Source organism: Photobacterium sp. GJ3, assembly GCF_018199995.1.
Lineage (GTDB): Bacteria > Pseudomonadota > Gammaproteobacteria > Enterobacterales > Vibrionaceae > Photobacterium.
The window spans coordinates 36,425-53,736 of the sequence record NZ_CP073578.1 but is presented as its reverse complement, the minus strand read 5'-3'; the positions used below and the strand labels follow the sequence as shown (position 1 = coordinate 53,736).

Annotated in this window: 15 protein-coding genes and 1 pseudogene; 15 read left to right on the top strand and 1 reads right to left on the bottom strand. The window is 53.9% G+C overall.

Annotated features, from left to right (window positions below; translation table 11 throughout):
- Positions 1-35: 35 nt before the first annotated feature.
- The gene (locus KDD30_RS00270) at positions 36-1,208 is read right to left on the bottom strand and encodes a 3-phenylpropionate MFS transporter (protein ID WP_211646867.1); all 1,173 of its coding nucleotides are present in this window, start codon (positions 1,206-1,208) and stop codon (positions 36-38) included.
- 229 nt (positions 1,209-1,437) lie between these two features.
- Between KDD30_RS00270 and KDD30_RS00265 the strand changes: the two genes are divergently transcribed.
- The 15 genes and pseudogenes from KDD30_RS00265 to KDD30_RS00200 form a co-directional block, all read left to right on the top strand.
- A complete protein-coding gene (locus KDD30_RS00265; RefSeq protein ID WP_211646866.1) occupies positions 1,438-3,252 on the top strand; it encodes a DUF294 nucleotidyltransferase-like domain-containing protein in 1,815 nt (604 codons plus the stop codon).
- Positions 3,253-3,275: 23 nt separating this feature from the next.
- Entirely contained in the window at positions 3,276-3,902 is a 627-nt protein-coding gene (locus KDD30_RS00260; RefSeq protein WP_211646865.1) for a 3'-5' exonuclease, read from the top strand.
- 224 nt (positions 3,903-4,126) lie between these two features.
- Positions 4,127-6,076 (top strand): acetate--CoA ligase, encoded by a 1,950-nt coding sequence (gene acs / locus KDD30_RS00255; RefSeq protein ID WP_211646864.1) that lies wholly within the window; start codon positions 4,127-4,129, stop codon positions 6,074-6,076.
- Between the two features lie 82 nt (positions 6,077-6,158).
- Positions 6,159-6,668, top strand: a complete 510-nt coding sequence (locus tag KDD30_RS00250; RefSeq protein WP_211645636.1) for a helix-turn-helix domain-containing protein — start codon at positions 6,159-6,161, stop codon at positions 6,666-6,668.
- Positions 6,665-7,507, top strand: a complete 843-nt coding sequence (locus tag KDD30_RS00245; protein ID WP_211649390.1) for an IS3 family transposase — start codon at positions 6,665-6,667, stop codon at positions 7,505-7,507. The genes KDD30_RS00250 and KDD30_RS00245 overlap by 4 nt, the downstream gene beginning before the upstream one ends.
- A gap of 508 nt (positions 7,508-8,015) precedes the next feature.
- Positions 8,016-8,468 carry a type II 3-dehydroquinate dehydratase gene (aroQ, locus tag KDD30_RS00240; protein ID WP_211646863.1) on the top strand — a complete coding sequence of 151 codons (453 nt, stop codon included), beginning with the start codon at positions 8,016-8,018 and terminating at the stop codon, positions 8,466-8,468.
- A gap of 22 nt (positions 8,469-8,490) precedes the next feature.
- Positions 8,491-8,952, top strand: coding sequence for an acetyl-CoA carboxylase biotin carboxyl carrier protein (gene accB, locus KDD30_RS00235; RefSeq protein WP_211646862.1), 462 nt, complete (start codon positions 8,491-8,493; stop codon positions 8,950-8,952).
- Between the two features lie 11 nt (positions 8,953-8,963).
- Positions 8,964-10,307 carry an acetyl-CoA carboxylase biotin carboxylase subunit gene (accC, locus tag KDD30_RS00230; RefSeq protein ID WP_211646861.1) on the top strand — a complete coding sequence of 448 codons (1,344 nt, stop codon included), beginning with the start codon at positions 8,964-8,966 and terminating at the stop codon, positions 10,305-10,307.
- 193 nt (positions 10,308-10,500) lie between these two features.
- On the top strand, positions 10,501-10,782 hold the full coding sequence (locus tag KDD30_RS00225) for a YhdT family protein (RefSeq protein WP_211646860.1): 282 nt from the start codon (positions 10,501-10,503) through the stop codon (positions 10,780-10,782).
- Complete coding sequence (gene panF / locus KDD30_RS00220; protein ID WP_211646859.1) at positions 10,775-12,250, top strand: sodium/pantothenate symporter; 1,476 nt, start codon at positions 10,775-10,777, stop codon at positions 12,248-12,250. Before KDD30_RS00225 ends, panF begins: the two co-directional genes overlap by 8 nt.
- A 143-nt stretch (positions 12,251-12,393) precedes the next feature.
- Positions 12,394-13,278, top strand: a complete 885-nt coding sequence (prmA, locus tag KDD30_RS00215) for a 50S ribosomal protein L11 methyltransferase (RefSeq protein WP_211646858.1) — start codon at positions 12,394-12,396, stop codon at positions 13,276-13,278.
- 154 nt (positions 13,279-13,432) lie between these two features.
- A complete protein-coding gene (gene dusB, locus KDD30_RS00210; protein WP_211646857.1) occupies positions 13,433-14,398 on the top strand; it encodes a tRNA dihydrouridine synthase DusB in 966 nt (321 codons plus the stop codon).
- 22 nt (positions 14,399-14,420) lie between these two features.
- Entirely contained in the window at positions 14,421-14,717 is a 297-nt protein-coding gene (gene fis, locus KDD30_RS00205; RefSeq protein ID WP_027254108.1) for a DNA-binding transcriptional regulator Fis, read from the top strand.
- 634 nt (positions 14,718-15,351) lie between these two features.
- A complete protein-coding gene (locus KDD30_RS24820) occupies positions 15,352-15,657 on the top strand; it encodes a PTS transporter subunit EIIC (protein ID WP_371826056.1) in 306 nt (101 codons plus the stop codon).
- Between the two features lie 44 nt (positions 15,658-15,701).
- Positions 15,702-17,306 (top strand): annotated as a pseudogene (locus tag KDD30_RS00200) (PTS mannitol transporter subunit IICBA); the annotation flags it as partial.
- Between the last annotated feature and the right edge of the window lie 6 nt (positions 17,307-17,312).

Sequence of the window (17,312 nt, the reverse complement as noted above, 5' to 3'; positions counted from 1 at the left end):
CGAGTCACATCCCATCACCCGCCAGCTATTTGAGATTAAAACACTTCCTGAGCACCCGCCGGACGCGCCGCCGGTGCTTCATCAATTTTCATCACCAGCACGGGCAGGCCCATCAGCGCCATCAGCCAGAACACATCAGCGCCCCACCAGCCGTAGCCCCAGCCACTCAGCGTGGTCAGCGCGGCCATCACAGCCCCCAGCGGCAAAGCATTATAAAGTGCCTGTAGCGCAACCATCTGATGGCTCTGGGCATGCTGAATATAGCGAATCGCAGCCAGATGCGCCGCGGCAAAAGTCACCCCGTGCAGCGCCTGAGTCAGCACCAGCATCGGCAGCTCTGTCATCGTCGCCGTCAGTCCCCAGCGCAGCAGGACACCTGCCGCCGCCAGACGGAACATGCCCGCCACACTCCAGCCCGCGAACAGGCGCTTACTCAGCGCAAAAACGGCAATTTCGGCCACCACACTGAAGCTCCACAAATAGCCGCTGATCGCCTCGCTGTAACCAATCGACTTCCAGTACATGGCACTAAAACTGTAATACGCCGCATGACTGCCTTGCAGCAAAGCCACAATCAGCAGAAAACGCATCACCCGGCGGTCTTTCAGAAATCCCATCAACGGCGGCCGGGGCGGGCGGCATGCAGCGTCTTCAGCTGGCATCACAGAGGGTTGCCGCAGTGAGAGCAACAAGGCTGCTGCCAGTCCGAGCATCGCCACCCAAGGGATCACCGACGCCCCCAGTTCGGCGGCTGCCAGCCCCGCAATCGTTGAGCCCACGATAAAGGCAATCGACCCCCAGAGCCGGGTTCGACCATAGTCTAAATGGCCTTGTTTGGCATAGTAATTCGCCAGACTGTCTGAGAGTGGGATCACCGGACCCACCAGGAGATTGAAGAGCACGATCACCGTCGTCAGCGCAATCAGACTGTCGCTGACCATCACAAAAGCAGCACAGCAAATCAAACTGCTCAGCGCCAGCCAGCGCAATGCCGGCAGCAGGTGCTCCACCCGGTGGACGCGCGGAGTCAGTACCATATTGGCAAAACAGCGCACCCCGAGCCCGAGTCCCAGCAGCAGGCCGATATCCCCGGCAGGGATGCCTTGCGCATCCAGCCACACGGCCCAAAACGGTAAGTACACACCATAGTTAAAGTAAAAACCGAACATATACTGCGCTGTCCAGCCAAACGGGCTACTTCTGAACATCCCGAACATCCTGCTGCTGTAGAAAAGAGCGCAAATTATGCCAGCAGAGCACATGACCGCAAAGCCGGATTGTCATGAAATGCAGAAGGAAGCCGTTGACGCTCCGGCACACGCCGAGCCCCCATAGACTAAAGTCGGCTGGAGCAAATGCAGGCACTGGGCGACACTGCTAACAGAGCGGGACATCCCGTAGACTGCCCGTGCAGCGGCGAAACGAAGCGAGAGCGTCATGTCGGAAACCTTCAACACTTCACTGATCCCCTTTGACCGGCTGGATGCCCAACAGCAATCCCGTCTGGTGAAGGCATTGGATGTGGCTTATTTCAGAGCCGGAGATGTGATTATCCGGATCGGGGATCCCTGCCAGTCGCTGCACATCATCATGAAAGGCAGTGTTGAAGAGACTTCGGCAGACCGTCAGGAACATTTTGCCCATTACACGACAGACGATCTGTTCGACGTCCGCGCACAACTCAGCGGCCACAGCCGTCATCAGTATCGCGCCATCGAAGATACCCTGTGCTATCTGCTGCCCCAGTCCCTGTTTTCTGAGCTGTACCACCAGAATCCAGAGTTTGCCGCCTATTTCGACAGTAATCTGGCGATTCGCCAGCAACTGCTGGATCAGACACAGCGTCAGCAGAATCTGGCCGAATTTATTCTGACCCGCATCCGGACTGACAACATCCAGCCCTGTCTGGTGCTGGAGCCCGAAACCGATTTGCACACCGCCACAGCCCGGATGCGTCAGGAGAGCTGCGATGCCGCTTTTATTCAGATGCAAGACGCCAACAAAACATCGTTTGGCATCGTGACCCGCACCGATCTGCTTCATGCCGTGATGCTGGCGGGGAAAGCCACCAGCACGCCCATCAGCCAGATCGCCACCACACCGGTCATCAGCATTGCGCTGGACGATTATCTGTTCAATGCCATGATTGCGATGACCCGGCACCGGGTCAAACGGGTGCTGATCACCCATCAGGGCACCATTGCCGGCATGCTGGACATGACACAGGTGCTGAGCCTGTTTTCAACGCACTCGCACGTACTCACTCTGCGCATTGCCCGGGCCACCAGCATCGAGGAACTGGCGGTAGCCGCCGAAAGCCAGTCGTCTCTGGTACAAACCTTATTCAACAACGGCATTCACACCCGCTTTGTCATGGAACTGATTGCCAGCGTGAATGAACAAATCATCGAGAAAGCGTTTCAGTTGATTGTGCCTGAAATCTGGCAGGATCAATGCTGTCTGCTGGTGCTGGGTTCCGAAGGCCGGGGCGAGCAAATTCTGAAAACCGATCAGGACAACGCCCTGATTCTGGCCGATGGCATCGAATGGCCCGAGCAGCAAGAGGTGATGGAACAGCTCAGCCACACGCTGTGTCAGTTGGGCTACCCGCCCTGCCCCGGAAAAGTCATGGTGAACAATCCGGACTGGGTTCACAGCGTTTCCGGCTGGCAAAAACGCATCCGGACCTGCTGTGAACAGGGCGACGAGCAGGCCATGATGACCCTGGCTATTTTGTCGGATGCCCAAGCCGTGGCGGGACAAACTCACCTGCTGCGACCGGTACGGGACACCTTGCAGCAGCACCTGGCCGGTCAGGAATTCATTCTGGCAACCTTCGCCCGTCCGGCGATCCAGTTCAGCGTCCCGCTGACCCTGTTTGGCAACATCAGGCGCAGTAAACATGGTCCGGACATCAAACGCGGCGGCATTTTTCCCATTGTGCATGGCGTGCGGACGCTGGCACTCGAATATGGCATCGAAGACACCAATACGTTTCGCCGCCTGACGGCACTGGAACAACGCAACGTACTGGAACCGGCAACGGCCTCGAATCTCAGCGAAGCGCTGAAGCTGTTTATCCGCCTCAGACTACAGCAGCAGCTCGGTCAACCCGAAGCAGTGGCCGGGCTGCATCACCAGTTGGATCTGTCTGTCTTAAGCCGGGCAGAGCGGGACGTTCTGCGCCACAGCCTGCACGTCGTCAAGAAATTCAAGGAATGGCTCAGCTACCACTACCAGCTGAGAGACTAATCGCCGGAGGCCCCCGAATCATCATGAATATTTTTCGTCGCTGGTGGTATCAGTACAAATTTCGCCATCATTCTGTGAAAAAACTCTTTGAACCCTACCGGGGAGAAGAGCTAGTGTCGCTCGATTGTGAAACCACCAGCCTGGATCCATCGAGTGCCGAACTGGTGACCATTGCAGCCACGCGAATTCAGGCCAACCGCATTCTGACCAGTGAATCGCTGTACCTGACCCTGAGCCCGCCAGACAGCCTGGATGCCGGATCAGTGACGATTCACAAAATGCGGCACCAGGATCTCCGGCATGGGCTGGATGCCCGTGAAGCCCTGACCCGGCTGCTGGATTTCATTGGCAACCGCCCCTTGGTGGGCTATCACATTCGCTATGACAAAACGATTCTGGACCGGTACTTCCGGCAGATGTTCGGCTTTGCGCTGCCCAATAAACTGATTGAGGTCAGCCATCTGTACCATGCGCAGCTCGAACGCCAGTTACCCAATACCTGCTACGACCTCAGTCTGGAGGCGATCAGCCGCCATCTGGATTTACCCCCCACTGAGCGCCATGATGCGCTGCAGGACAGCATTACAGCCGCACTGATTTACGTCCGGCTGAAACACGGCGATTTACCGGCCCTGACCTCCCCCGGATGATCCGGGGTTGGTTGTGGCACCCGTCGCAACATTCCGGCTCCACTCCTCCAACCAGCGCATGATGGCGTGATGTAACTCAATGTAAGCCATCAGAAAAAACGAAGACAGCGCACACTCATCCTAAAGTCTAATTGAGGAAGTGATGAATCTGGCACAAGTTAGTGGCAGATGTATTGATTGATCCGGTCCGCACAGGACGATGACGGAAACACAAGGAGAGTACAATGAGTGAGGTTCACGTTTACCCTGTCAACCCGCAGATTGCTGCGCGAGCTCATATCACGGAAGAGCAATACCGCGACATGTATCAGCAGTCTGTCACCGACCCCGAAGCCTTCTGGCGCGAGCACGGCAACATTGTTGACTGGATGACGCCGTACAACACCATCAAACAGACCTCTTTCGATACCGGCCATGTCAGCATCAAATGGTTTGAAGACGGCACCCTGAACGTGTCGGCAAACTGTCTGGACCGCCATCTGGCAACGCGTGGTAACCAACCTGCCATTATCTGGGAAGGCGATGATCCCCGCGACGATGCCACGCTGACGTACAACGAACTTCACCAGCAGGTGTGCCAGTTCGCCAACGCACTGAAAGCACAGGGCGTGAAGAAAGGCGATGTGGTCTGCCTGTACATGCCAATGGTTGCAGAAGCCGCCGTGGCCATGCTGGCCTGTACCCGCATTGGTGCAGTCCATACCATCGTCTTCGGGGGCTTCTCTCCGGAAGCACTGGCAGGCCGGATCACGGATTCAAAAGCCAAAGTCGTGGTGACTGCCGATGAAGGTGTTCGCGGTGGCCGCAACGTTCCCCTGAAAAAGAATGTCGACGACGCGCTGAAAAATCCGGATGTCGACTGTGTCGAGAAAGTCATTGTCTTCAAACGCACCGGTAACCCGGTCGAATGGGACAACAACCGCGATGTGTGGTGGCATGACGCCACTGCAGCAGTGCCTGCACACTGCGATCCGGAACCGATGAATGCGGAAGATCCGCTGTTTATCCTGTATACCTCGGGTTCCACCGGGAAGCCGAAAGGTGTACTGCACACCACGGGCGGCTATCTGGTTTACGCGACCATGACATTCAAATACGTCTTCGATTATCAGGAAGGTGAAGTCTACTGGTGTACCGCCGATGTGGGCTGGATCACCGGCCACAGCTATCTGGTTTACGGTCCGCTGGCAAACGGCGCCACCACGCTGCTGTTTGAAGGTGTGCCGAATTACCCGTCCACCGCCCGCATGAGCGAAGTGGTCGACAAACATCAGGTCAATATTCTGTATACCGCTCCAACCGCCATTCGCGCCCTGATGGCCAAAGGGGATGAAGCCATTCAAGGCACTCAGCGCACGTCACTGCGGATTATGGGCTCTGTGGGTGAACCCATTAACCCGGAAGCCTGGGAATGGTATCACCGGACCATTGGCGACAACCGTTGCCCGATCGTTGATACCTGGTGGCAAACCGAAACCGGTGGCATTCTGATCACGCCGCTACCAGGTGCAACCGCCCTGAAACCCGGCTCAGCCACCCGTCCGTTCTTCGGCGTACAACCCGCGCTGGTGGATAACATGGGCAATATTCTTGAAGGCGCAACAGAAGGCAATCTGGTGATGCTGGACAGCTGGCCGGGGCAAATGCGGACACTGTGGGGCGACCACGAGCGCTTCGAGCAGACTTACTTCTCGACCTTTAAAGGCATGTATTTCACCGGTGACGGCGCCCGTCGCGATGAAGACGGCTATTACTGGATCACCGGCCGTGTGGATGACGTGCTGAACATTTCCGGTCACCGGATGGGCACGGCAGAAATCGAATCGGCGCTGGTCGCCTTTGACAAGATCGCAGAAGCCGCAATTGTGGGCGTACCGCACGACATCAAAGGGCAAGCCATTTACGCTTACATCACCCTCAATGATGGCGTGATCCCAACAGCAGAGCTGCACAAAGAGGTCAAAGACTGGGTACGTAAAGAAATCGGCCCGATTGCAACGCCGGATTTCCTGCACTGGACTGATGCGCTGCCAAAAACCCGTTCAGGCAAGATCATGCGCCGGATTCTGCGCAAGATCGCAACCGGTGACACCGGCTCGCTGGGCGATACTTCCACGCTGGCCGATCCAAGTGTGGTGGATAAACTCATCGCCGAGAAAGAAAAAGTGGTCTGACAGACCCAAAATGACTGCAATCTTCAAGCCGCCGCCTTGAACTGACCCCCAATAGTTGGACACCAATTATTGGGGGTCTTTTATGTCCAAATATTGCCGCGAATTGAAGTGCGTCATTGCTAAGCAGTGCTTGAGTGGCGTGCCATCCGGTCTTTTATCCAAGCAACATTCCATCTCTTCTAGGCAAATAAGGTACTGGACTCAAGTCTTTGCTATTCACGGTACTGATTCATTTTTACCAACAGCTCATACATCAACGGCTGAAGCTAAGCTCCAAGCATTAAATTTAATGTGGACGAATGGCTGGTCTCTGACGCACACTAGTGCAGTCTTAAATCTCTCTACCCCTGGGATACTATCTGTTTGGCTCAAAAGATATAAAGAGCAAGGTATCAAAGGGCTTAAGCCTCACGCAATAGGAAGGCCACCCATGAAGCAGCAACCTCAACGTACGACCAAATCAGATGATGAAATGACGCTTGAGGAGCTAAAAGATGAGTTAGCCTACTTGAGAGCAGAGAATGCTGTCCTAAAAAAGTTGGAGGAGTTAGAGCAGGAAAAGCGCCGTCAAACAAAGAAAAAACGGCAATAGCTCTAACTCTAAGAAACACGCACTCCTTAAAAGACCTACTCCAAGCTCTCCAGCTTGCGAGAAGTGCATTCTATTACCAGATGCAAGCCAGTAAGCGACCTGATAGCTATGCGAATGAACGGGAGCTGATAACGTCAATTTATCATGAACATAAGGGACGATATGGCTATCGCCGCATTCACTTAGAGCTGAGAAAGCAAGGCATCATACTGAACCACAAGACCGTACAGCGGCTTATGGCTCAACTTGAACTGAAATCGATAGTCAGGCCGAAGAAATACCGCGCTTACCGAGGCGAGTCTGGAAAAGTTGCTCCTAATGTACTTGAAAGAGATTTTACGGCGACCAAGCCAGATGAGAAATGGGTAACTGACGTTACGGAGTTCAAAGTCAAAGAGCAGAGAGTTTACCTATCACCCGTGGTTGACTTGTTTACTCAAGAAGTCGTTGCTTATAAGGTTGATAAGAATGCACGCTTGTCGCTCGTTACTGACATGTTGACGGAAGCGATCTCGAAGCTAGCTCGAAACGCAAAGCCAATCATACATAGCGATCAAGGTTGGCAGTATCGTCACCGGACATACCAGCAGACAGTGGCTGCCAGAGGGTTAACGCAAAGTATGTCGAGAAAAGGTAACTGCTTAGACAACGCCATCGCTGAGAACTTCTTTGCCCTGCTCAAAACCGAGATGTACCATAACCAGCACTTTGAAGACGCAAATGATCTCATAGAGAAAATCCAAGAATATATTGAGTATTACAATACCAAACGCATCAAGGTGAAACTAAAAGGCCTGACACCGATAGAATATCGGAAGCAGGCCTTACAAGCCGTTTAACAGAAATGTCCAACTTTATGGGGTCACTTCAGCCTGGCGGCTTTTTTCTTTTTCAGCGCCTGCTCAACAAGATGGGCAGTCGGTCACCCATTTCAGGAAACCCGCCGCGGGGAACTTCCCAACCCGTCTCATTGTCTGAAACAACTGCATGGAAACTTGGCGGAACCTGCTGCATCCTGCCGGTATTTTCTGTAAAACCGATTAAGATTCAACAGGATTAGCCGCTTATCTTCTAAGTGGGTGCTCATTGGCCGCTATCTGCCTGAACCCGCGGTGAAAATCAGCCCAAGATGCAGCAATACCAACCGTTCGCGTACAAGTGTAAGGTCAAAAATATGCTGATTAGACCAGTATTTTGCTGCGAATTGCGCTGAATTCTCTATAATTGAGCAACAATCAGGTTTTAAGCCGTGCAGGTTTGCATGAAAGGAAGCAAAATCACAGTTTTTTAGTGCTTTGATACTTGATTCGGTAAGAAAAGACCAAGAACGGGTATAGATAACTGAATATGTCGACACAATACCACATTTTATTGCTGAACGGACCCAATCTGAATCTGCTGGGACTGCGAGAGCCCGGCCACTACGGCCAGCATACGCTGGATCAGATTGTCGCAAACCTGACCGCCAAAGCCGCAAAACTGGGCGTGACACTGGACCATCTGCAGTCAAATGCAGAGCACGAACTGATTGAGGCCATTCACCAGGCACATGGCAAGGTGGATTTTATCCTCATCAACCCGGCGGCCTACACCCACACCAGCGTTGCCATTCGCGACGCGCTGCTGGGCGTGGCGATACCGTTTATTGAAATACATTTGTCTAACGTACATGCCCGTGAACCATTCCGGCATCACTCCTACCTGTCTGACAAGGCCGTAGGTGTGATTTGCGGCTTGGGTCCGGATGGTTATGAATTCGCCCTGGAGGCAGCAGTACGCCGCCTTCAGAATGCTCAATGAACAAACATAAGAGTATAGATACATGGATATTCGCAAGATCAAGAAACTTATCGAACTGGTAGAAGAGTCTGGCATTTCTGAGCTGGAAATCTCTGAAGGTGAAGAATCCGTACGCATCAGCCGTACCACTGCTGCAGCCCCTGCGCCAGCACAGGTTTACGCCGCGGCCCCTGCCCCTGTTGCAGCGCCTGCACCAGCGGCGGCGCCTGCACCGGCTGCAGAAGCAGCGCCAGCAGTCGCTGAGCCTGCGGGTCACAAAGTTCTGTCTCCTATGGTCGGTACTTTCTACCGTTCGCCAAGCCCGGAAGCAAAACCATTTGTTGAAGTTGGTCAGAGCGTGAAAGTCGGCGATACCCTGTGCATCGTTGAAGCCATGAAAATGATGAACCAGATCGAAGCCGATAAAGCCGGTACTGTTGTTGCTGTTCTGGCTGAAAATGGTGATCCGATTGAGTTCGATCAACCTCTCGTTATCATCGAGTAACAGAGGCGCTTATGTTAGATAAAGTAGTCATAGCAAACCGCGGCGAAATCGCCCTGCGTATCCTGCGTGCCTGTAAAGAGCTGGGGATCAAAACGGTCGCTGTGCACTCCACAGCGGATCGCGATCTGAAACACGTTCTGCTGGCTGACGAGTCTATCTGTATCGGTCCGGCAAAAGGCACCGACAGCTACCTGAACATTCCGCGCATCATCAGTGCGGCTGAAGTGACTGGCGCGGTTGCCATTCACCCAGGCTACGGCTTCCTGTCTGAGAATGCAGACTTTGCTGAGCAGGTTGAGCGCTCCGGCTTCATCTTCGTGGGCCCGAAAGCAGAAACCATTCGCCTGATGGGTGACAAAGTTTCTGCAATCAACGCCATGAAGAAAGCAGGCGTACCTTGTGTTCCAGGTTCTGACGGCCCGCTGGGCAACGATGAAGCGAAGAACAAAGCGATCGCGAAACGCATCGGTTATCCGGTGATCATCAAAGCATCCGGTGGCGGCGGCGGCCGTGGTATGCGTGTGGTTCGCAAAGAAGCGGATCTGATCCAGTCCATCGCCATGACCCGCGCGGAATCCAAAGCGGCTTTCAGCAACGACATGGTGTACATGGAGAAATTCCTGGAAAACCCACGCCATATCGAAGTTCAGGTTCTGGCTGACGGCCAGGGCGGCGCCATCCATCTGGGTGAGCGTGACTGTTCAATGCAGCGTCGTCACCAGAAAGTGGTTGAAGAAGCACCGGCACCGGGCATCACTGAAGAAATGCGTAAGTACATCGGTGAGCGTTGTACCCGTGCATGTGTTGAAATCGGCTACCGCGGTGCAGGTACATTCGAGTTCCTGTACGAAAACGGCGAGTTCTACTTCATTGAGATGAACACCCGGATTCAGGTAGAACACCCTGTGACTGAAATGGTGACCGGCGTTGACCTGATCAAAGAGCAACTGCGTATTGCAGCCGGTCAGCCGCTGTCTTTCAGCCAGAGTGACATTCATCTGCGTGGCCATGCCATCGAGTGTCGTATCAACGCTGAAGATCCAGTGCGCTTCCTGCCATCTCCGGGCAAGATCGAGCGTTTCCACGCGCCAGGTGGCATGGGTATCCGTTGGGAATCCCATATCTACACAGGCTACACGGTTCCGCCGCACTACGATTCAATGATCGGTAAGCTGATCGCCTTTGGTGAAAACCGTGACGTGGCAATTTCGCGGATGCGCAATGCCCTGAACGAGATGATCATCGACGGCATCAAGACCAACGTTCCGCTGCAGAAAGACATCATGGCAGACGAGAACTTCCAGCACGGTGGCGCAAACATCCACTACCTGGAGAAGAAACTGGGCCTGCAATAATTGCAATCCCACTTTCAGCACTGAATCAAGGCTGCCGCTCGGCAGCCTTTTTATTTTCTCCGGTCCTATCATCTGCATCTGGTGCAGATGGATGTCATTTGTCACAATACCTTTCTTTTTCTTCGTTTTAGAACGATTTCGGCACCATTTCGACGTCGTTCTGTGTGATACACCGACTGAGCGGAATTTCAGTATGAAGACCCTTTCCACCCGATACCGTCAGGCGCACAAAGAAGCCAGGTGGGCATTGGGACTGGCTGTCGCCTATTTTCTGTGGTGGTACTGCACTGCCTATTACGTTGCCCCTACGCCTGCTCAGGACACCCTGCCAGAGCTGTACTGGGGCCTGCCGCTGTGGTTTGTGCTCGCCTGCATTGTCGGACCGGCTCTCTTTACATTGCTGTGTGCACTGATGGTGAAATTCATTTATCAGGACATGCCGCTGTCTGCGGATACGGAGGATGACAATGCATAGTCAACTGCTGATCCCCCTCGTCCTGTATCTCGCTGCCGTGTTTGCGCTGGCACTGTTCACGCGTCGCCGGACACAGCAAGGCAGTGGTTTTTTAAGCGAGTACCTGCTGGGCAACCGCAGTATGGGCGGCTTCGTACTGGCCATGACACTGGCGGCCACCTATGCCAGTGCCAGTTCTTTCATTGGTGGTCCGGGGGCTGCCTATCAAATGGGCCTGGGCTGGGTGTTACTGGCAATGATTCAGTTGCCTGCCGCCTGGCTGACGCTCGGGGTGCTGGGGAAAAAGTTTGCGATCGAAGCCCGCAAGCACAACGCCCTGACACTGAATGACATGCTGTATGCCCGCTATCAGCACCGGGGCGTGGTGATCTTCGCCTCGCTGGCATTGCTGCTGGCATTTTTTGGCACCATGGTGGTGCAGTTTGTCGGCGGAGCCCGGTTGCTGCAAACCGTCACCGGACTATCTTATGCGCAGGGGCTGATGATCTTTGCCGTCACAGTGGGCCTTTACACCACCATTGGCGGATTTCGGGCTGTGGTCATGACCGACACCCTGCAGGGCATCATGATGATCATCGGCACGCTGGCATTACTGGCCGGCATTATTCACGCTGGCGGTAGCATCGGCGAGCTGGTGACCACGCTGCATCAGATCGATCCGGCACTGGTGTCGCCTTACGGGCCGGACAACTTTTTATCGCAGCCCTTTATGCTCAGTTTCTGGATCCTGGTGTGTTTCGGCGTGATTGGTCTGCCCCATGCCGCAGTGCGTTGTATGTCGTACAAAGACAGCCGCTCCCTGCACCGGGGCATGGTGATCAGCACTGTCATGGTAGCCTTTCTGATGCTGGGTATGCATTTGGCCGGCGCACTGGGCCGGGCGATTGTTCCGGATATTGCCACCCCGGATCAGATCATGCCGACCCTGATGATGACCGTTCTGCCGCCAGTGGTGGCCGGGATTTTCCTTGCCGGTCCAATGGCGGCCATCATGTCGACCATTGATTCCCAGCTGATTCAGGCCTCTGCCACTTTGCTGAAAGATCTCTACCTGAATTACCTCAGCCCCAAGGCAGCCAAAGCCCCAGAAATCGAAAGCCGCTTACCCAAACTGTCGTTGTGGGTGACCGGGATTTTTTCGGTTCTGGTGTTCATCGCCGCAACCAACCCCCCCGACATGATCATCTGGCTGAACCTGCTGGCCTTTGGCGGGATGCAGGCAGTTTTCCTGTGGCCGCTGGTGCTGGGGCTCTACTGGCAAAAAGCCTCTGCTGCCGGGGCATTTGCATCGATGCTGAGCGGGCTGGGCTGCTACATTGCGCTGCTGTTGCTCAAACCGGACCTGGGGGGCGTGCATGCCATCGTACCGACCCTACTGGTCGGGCTGATCAGCTTCATTGCCGGCAGCTACCTGTGGCCCAAACAGGCCCCTGCAGAGCAAGCCCAGACAGAAATCACAACACACTGATCCAATAGCACCTTCGGGTGCTATTTTTCATGCTGGCGTCAGGATCTCCTGCTGTACGCGACAGGAAGCAGATGCGAGCTGACTACTTTTCGTGCTAAACTCCGCGGCCTTATGCCAAAGTCCCTTTGAAAGCGAATTTACTCATGCCTTGGATTCAACTGAAACTGAATGCCACTGCCGCCAATGCAGAAGCCATTGGCGACTTGCTGATGGATGAAACCGGCGCGCTGTCGGTCACCTTTCTCGATGCACAGGACACCCCTGTTTTTGAACCACTGCCGGGCGAAACCCGCCTGTGGGGCGATACCGATGTGGTGGGCCTGTACGATGCAGAAAGCGACATGGACATGGTCCTCAGCCTGCTGAAATCCAGTCCGCTGCTGGCAGACGATTTCGCTTACAAGGTTGAGCAACTGGAAGACAAAGACTGGGAACGCGAGTGGATGGATAACTTCCACCCGATGAAGTTCGGTCGCCGCCTGTGGATTTGTCCGAGCTGGCGTGAAGCACCAGAACCGGGCGCAGTCAACGTACTGCTGGATCCGGGTCTGGCCTTCGGAACGGGCACCCACCCGACCACTTCGCTGTGTCTGGAGTGGCTGGACGGTCAGGATCTGACTGGCAAAACCGTGATTGATTTCGGCTGTGGCTCCGGCATCCTGGCGATCGCTGCGCTGAAACTGGGCGCAGCCAAAGTGATCGGGATCGATATCGACCCACAAGCCATTCTGGCTTCGCGCGATAACGCTAAACGCAATGGCGTGGCCGATCATCTGGAACTCTACCTGCCTCAGGATCAACCTGAAAACCTGCAGGCTGACGTGGTGGTTGCCAACATTCTGGCAGGTCCGCTGCGGGAGTTATCGCCGGTGATCAAAAGTCTGGTGAAAGACGAAGGTCTGCTTGCCATTTCCGGTGTTCTGGAATCTCAGGCTGAAGATGTAGCCAGTCATTACCGTGATGAACTGCGTTTAGATCCCATCGCAGCCCGCGAGGAATGGTGCCGGATTTCAGGCCAAAAAGCCTGATCGGACAAATTTGTCCACTGACCAATTTCTGAGCAATTGACTGAATTCCATGGTCTTTTCCCCTGCAATTCAGGGATGCTCAAATATTGGCCTTTTCAGCACCACAAAAAATGCGTAAAATGCGCGCCCTTACTGGCATAGTCAGGAACAGACGTTGAAGATCGGTCCTTATCAATTAGACAACCCGTTAATTGTTGCCCCAATGGCAGGGGTGACCGATCGTCCGTTTCGGGAGTTATGCCTGCGCCATGGTGCAGGGATGGCTGTCAGCGAAATGATGTCTGCCAATCCAGACGTTTGGAACACGACCAAGTCGCTCAACCGTATGGTTCATGAAGGTGAATCCGGTCTCCGTTCGGTTCAGATTGCCGGGGCTGATCCCCAGCAGATGGCCGATGCAGCCCGCTTTAGTGTGGCGCACGGTGCTCAGATCATCGACATCAACATGGGTTGTCCGGCGAAGAAAGTGAACAAGCGACTGGCTGGCTCTGCCCTGCTGCAATACCCGGACCTGATTGAGGATATCCTCAAGGCCGTGGTCAACGCCGTGGACGTCCCTGTGACGCTCAAAACACGGACCGGCTGGGATACAGAGAACCGAAACTGTGTCGAAATCGCACAGCTCGCTGAACATTGCGGCATTCAGGCACTGGCACTGCATGGCAGAACCAAAGCCTGTATGTACAAAGGGGAAGCGGAATACGATTACATCAAGGCAGCAAAGCAGGCGGTATCGATTCCTGTGATTGCGAACGGTGATATCGACTCGCCGGAAAAAGCACGCTTCGTCCTGGAGTATACCGGGGCTGATGCCTTGATGATTGGCCGCCCAGCGCAGGGACGGCCGTGGATTTTTCGCGAAATCCACCACTATTTAACAACCGGTGAACACTTGCCTGCTCCTTCCCTGGAGGAAGTGCGCAGCATTTTGATGGAGCACGTTCAGGCACTCCACGCCTTTTACGGGGAGTACCAGGGGTTACGCATTGCACGCAAACACGTGTCTTGGTACCTCAAAGAACAAGCTTCTGCAGGTGATTTCCGCCGGACCTTCAACGCACTCGAGGATGCCCAACAGCAGCTCGATGCGCTGCAAGGCTACTTCGACAACGTTGCATAAATACCAGAAGAGCTTACAGAATATGTTCGAACAAAATCTGACTTCCGAAGCACTTACAGTGACTACTGTCACTTCTCAGGACCAAATCACTCAGAAGCCTCTGCGTGACTCCGTCAAAGCCTCGCTAAAGAACTATCTCGCCCAGCTGAACGGTCAGGACGTCGATGATCTGTACGAGCTTGTACTGGCAGAAGTCGAGCAGCCTCTGCTGGACACCATCATGCAATACACTCGCGGCAACCAGACCCGCGCAGCAACCATGATGGGCATCAACCGCGGTACACTGCGTAAGAAACTGAAAAAGTATGGTATGAACTAAGCAGAACTTTTCTGTTTTTGTTCAGAGAAAGGGGTTCCTGTTCACACAGGAGCCCCTTTCTGATTTTTATCAACGGATCAAGCAGCCCTTCCTCAGCGCTCAGCCAGTTCAGCATTATTCTGCTGCCAGCAGTTCCCCCAGCCTGAATCCGTTCGAATTGACCTCACTCATTCGCACACTGAATTCAACTCTCCAATGTAATTTTTCTACAAATCGAATTGAGCGTGACGAAACCTCGAAACAGCGTATTTATTTCACGATTCAAACAAAAACCAAGCAGTGATCAAGATCACCATCAATACTGACCAATCGCCATTCAAATACCAAATACGTGATAATGATCACTAAAAGATTAATTATCAAACAGTCAGTAAATGATACATAGATCACCTAAAATTGATTTGACAATTCTAACTTCTGATAAATGTAATAAAGTTACAGTTAGATTTTGATAGTGATGTCACGAAATTTAGAGGGGAAGCGCTGGTTGAGGAGGCGGGGATCACAAAAACCCCGTCATCAGTTCGGTTTGACCGTTCTGTGGTAGATTGATTGGGTACGAAGCAATCGACGGTTTTGGCGAACCGTTATCCACACTCAGAACTGTAAACAGAACATCAAACGGGGAAAGGTTATGATATCACCAGACACCAAGGTCAAGATACAGAATTTTGGCCGCTTCCTCTCCAACATGGTGATGCCTAATATTGGCGCATTCATCGCTTGGGGGTTTATTACCGCACTCTTCATTCCAACCGGCTGGCTGCCTAACGAAACGCTCGCCAAGCTGGTTGGTCCGATGATCACTTACCTGCTACCGCTGCTGATTGGGTATACCGGCGGTAAATTGGTTGGGGGCGACCGGGGTGCCGTTGTCGGTGCCGTGACCACCATGGGTGTGATCGTGGGGACAGATATTCCGATGTTCATGGGGCCATGATTGTCGGCCCGATGGGCGGCTGGGCAATTAAGCACTTTGATAAGGCCGTTGAAGGCAAAATCAAAAGCGGCTTCGAAATGCTGGTCAACAACTTCTCAGCCGGCATCATCGGGATGCTGTGTGCCATCGTCGCCTTTTTCCTGATCGGTCCTTTCGTGAAACTGCTGTCCGGCGGACTGGCTGCGGGGGTCAATTTTCTGGTCGATGCTGGCTTGCTGCCGCTGACGTCTATTTTCGTTGAGCCGGCCAAAATCCTCTTCCTGAACAACGCGATTAATCACGGTATCTTCTCTCCGTTGGGGATCCAGCAGTCCAACGAAGTCGGCCAGTCTATCTTCTTCCTGATTGAAGCCAATCCGGGACCGGGGCTAGGTATTTTACTGGCCTACATGGTGTTTGGCCGCGGTACGGCGAAACAAACCGCCGGGGGTGCAGCCATCATTCATTTCTTTGGTGGGATCCACGAGATTTACTTCCCGTATATTCTGATGAATCCACGCCTGATTCTGGCAGCCATCGCTGGCGGGATGACCGGTGTGTTCACACTGACAATGTTTCATGCGGGTCTGGTTTCTCCGGCCTCTCCCGGTTCGATTTTTGCCGTGATGCTGATGTCACCCAAAGCTTCCATGTTTGGCGTGCTGTGCTCCATCGTGGCTGCAGCAGCCGTCTCCTTCCTGGTTGCCTCGTTACTGCTGAAAACCCAGAAAGTGACCGATGAAGACGACGGCACTGCACTGGAAACGGCCAGTGAAAAAATGAAAGCCATGAAGTCTGGCAAAGCGGCACAAAGTAACGCAACGACCACAGCACACACCGCATCTGGTACGTCACTCAGTCAGGTTCGCAAAATGATTGTGGCCTGCGATGCCGGCATGGGCTCCAGTGCCATGGGCGCCGGACTGCTGCGTAAAAAAGTGAACGAGGCTAAGCTCAATATTGATGTGACCAATAGTGCCATCAACAGTCTGCCGAATGATGTGGATGTCGTGATCACACACAAAGATCTGACGGAACGCGCCCGCAAACATGCGCCACACGCCCAGCATATTTCACTGACGAACTTTCTGGATGGCCAGGTCTACAACGATCTGATCACCCGGATTATTGCGGCGTCCAGTCCGGAAGCAGCCAACGATCCGACCTTGGTGAAACTGACGCCCGTGGCGGCGAACGATGACTCACTCGAACCACAGCAACCCTCTGTGTTCCAGATTCAGGCCAGCAATATTCATTTAGGCCTGAAAGCGGCAAGCAAAGAAGAAGCCATTCGTTTTGCCGGTGAACAACTGGTGAAACTGGGCTACGCAGAGCCGGAATACGTCAAGGCCATGTTTGACCGTGAAGCGCTGGTCCCGACCTATCTGGGCGAATCCATCGCCGTGCCACACGGGACGGTCGAAGCCAAAGACCGTGTCATTCAAACCGGGATCGTTATATGTCAGTACCCGGACGGCGTCCTATTCACCGATGATGCAGATGACATTGCGCATCTGGTGATCGGCATCGCCGCAAGAAATGACGAGCATATTCAAGTCATTACCACCATCACCAACGCACTGGATGATCCAGAGGCCATTGAGCGCCTCAAACGGACGACAGATGTCCAGGAAGTCCTGAGCATTCTTGCAACGGAAGAAGCGGCTTAACGCCAG